This window comes from Streptomyces sp. NPDC050743 (assembly GCF_044456925.1).
In the GTDB taxonomy this organism is placed as follows: domain Bacteria; phylum Actinomycetota; class Actinomycetes; order Streptomycetales; family Streptomycetaceae; genus Streptomyces.
The window spans coordinates 1-2,181 of the sequence record NZ_JBITGJ010000291.1; the positions used below are offsets into that span (position 1 = coordinate 1).

At 66.5% G+C, this 2,181-nt stretch carries 1 protein-coding gene; it reads right to left on the reverse strand.

Going from position 1 to position 2,181, the window contains the following annotated elements:
• Positions 1-38 precede the first annotated feature (38 nt).
• Complete coding sequence (locus ACIBJF_RS53065; RefSeq protein ID WP_399185062.1) at positions 39-2,141, reverse strand: ISAzo13 family transposase; 2,103 nt, start codon at positions 2,139-2,141, stop codon at positions 39-41.
• Positions 2,142-2,181 lie beyond the last annotated feature (40 nt).

Genomic DNA, 2,181 nt, shown 5'->3' on the forward strand with positions numbered 1-2,181 from the left:
GCTACCAAAGGTGCCGCGTTCACTGAACCTGTACGTAATCAAGTTGCTTGTTTTGTCGGCGTGTTGGAGTTCGTGGCAGTGCTGGCGAGGAGTGCTTCGACAGTGCGGTGCGTCACCGGTGCCGGCAGGAAGGTGATTCCGTCCTCTTCCAGCAGAGGGCGGACGTCGCGGAAGGCGTTCGTGAGAGTGCCTCTGGTGATCTGAAAGAGCTCGGTGAGGACTCCTCCGGTGCAGACCTTTCGGTCCATGAGGACGGTGGCCAGGACGCGCTCGGCGTCGGTGATCTTCTGTCGGAACACCCCGGCGCGGGTTCCGGGCTGGCGGTGCCCGCCGCGCTGCGTGAAGCGCCGTCGTTCGACCAGCGCGGCCTGCCGTTTCGAGAGCCGGTCGATCAGGGCGTGGAGGTCGGCGAGGCTCATGCCGGTCAGTGCCGGGTCGCAGAGCTGTTCCGGGAGCGCGGGCCGGACTTCGGTGGGTGACATTCCGGTGCGCAGGAACGCCACCAGGTGGTCCGGCTTGGCAAACCGAACCGAGGAGAGCCCGACAGTCGTGCCGGTGTCGTCCAGCAGCCGTCGTGTGTCGCCGATGGCCTTGCTGATGGTGCGGTCGCTGAGGGCGAGCATGTCGTACAAGACCTTCTGGGAACAGACCTGCCGCAGGTAGAGCACGGTGATCAGCACTTTGTCAGGGCCGGTCAGCAGGGGGCGGCCATGGTCGCCGGGCGCCTTGCGCCGTCGTCCGCCGCGGTGCTGGTAGCAGCGTTCTTCCCGCTGCGCGGCCTGCGCGGGAGCCAGCCGATCGCTCAGCGCAGCCAGCTCTTCCCGCGTCATCCCGGTCAGCAGCGGGTCGGCCAGCATCTCCAGGAACTGGGTGCGGGCCGTTTCCCCAGGCTTGCGAACCGCTTCGTGCTCGCTGGGGGCCGGGCCGTCGGGGCGGATGGTGTAGTTCCAGGTTCCGCGCTCGAGGTGCTGCTCGATCGGGAGCGAGTCCAGGTACGCCTTGCTGACCGTAGTGCCTGTGGGATACGAGCCCGGGTCAAGTTCGGCCTCGACCTGTAGCCCGGTGCGGGTCCGTGTCGCGGCGATGGTCTTGACGACCACTTCGTGGCTGGTCAGCGGACGGCCGCGCCAGTTCATCGCGATATGGGAGAACAAGCGGTGTTCGACCTTGTTCCATTTTGATGTACCGGGAGGAAAGTGACACACCGTGACAGCCAGGCCCATCTCGGCCGCGAAGGCGGCCAGTTCGGACTTCCAGACCCGGTAGCGGTAACTGTTGGAGCCACCCGCGTCCGCGGTGATCAGCAGACGGGTGGCGTGCGGGTAGTCATGGCGCCCGCGGGCCTGCCACCAGCGATGGATCGAGGCGACCGCAAAGGTAGAGGTGTCGTGGTCGACACCGACGTTGACCCAACCGGTATCGGCGGTCAGATCATAGATGCCGTACGGGATCGCCGCATCGCCCTTCGGGCCGGTGAAGAAGCTGTGGTCCTCCACTTGGACCGGGTCGCCCTTCGGCCGCCACTGACGGCCCACGTTCGGCAGCTGGCCGAGCATCTCCTTCTTCTTCGTGTCCACGCTGATCACCGGCTCGCCGTCAGCCTGATGCTGCTTGACCTGCTCATTGATGTAGCGGAACTGGGCATCCCGGTCCGGATGTTGCTTACCCTCCAGCGTCTTGGCCTGGGCCTGCAGACTGAACCCGTTCTCCTTCAGTAGCCGGCCCACCGTCATCGCCGAGACAGGATGACCCTGGCGGGTCAGTTCCTGGGCGAGGCTCCGCAGCGATTTCGTCGTCCAGCGCAGCGGCGATATCGGATCGCCTCGCTCGTCCGGCTCCACCAGCGCCATCAGCGCGGGCAGCACCCCGGAGTCGACCTCCTCGGCGCGCTTGCGTCCCCCGCCTGGCCTACGTACCCGCCCTTCGGAAAGCTCGAGCTCGCCGGACTCCAGCTCGAGGACGCCTCGGCGGACCGTCGTCTCGCTCACCTTGGCGGCACGGGCGACGGCCCGGATCCCGCCATATCCGAGCAGCCGGGCCTCCGTCGCACACATCAACCGGCGCTGCCGCTCGTTCAGATACGGCAGCAACACCTCGAATCGCACGGCGAGTTGGCCGCGCACCCCCTCCGGAAACGCCATACCAGATCAACGACGCCAGCAGACGGAAGCGACACCTTGT

Coding starts and splice junctions, on each gene's coding strand:
- ACIBJF_RS53065 (WP_399185062.1), bottom strand. CDS start 2,141: ATGGCGTTTCCGGAGGGGGTGCGCGGCCAACTCGCCGTGCGATTCGAG.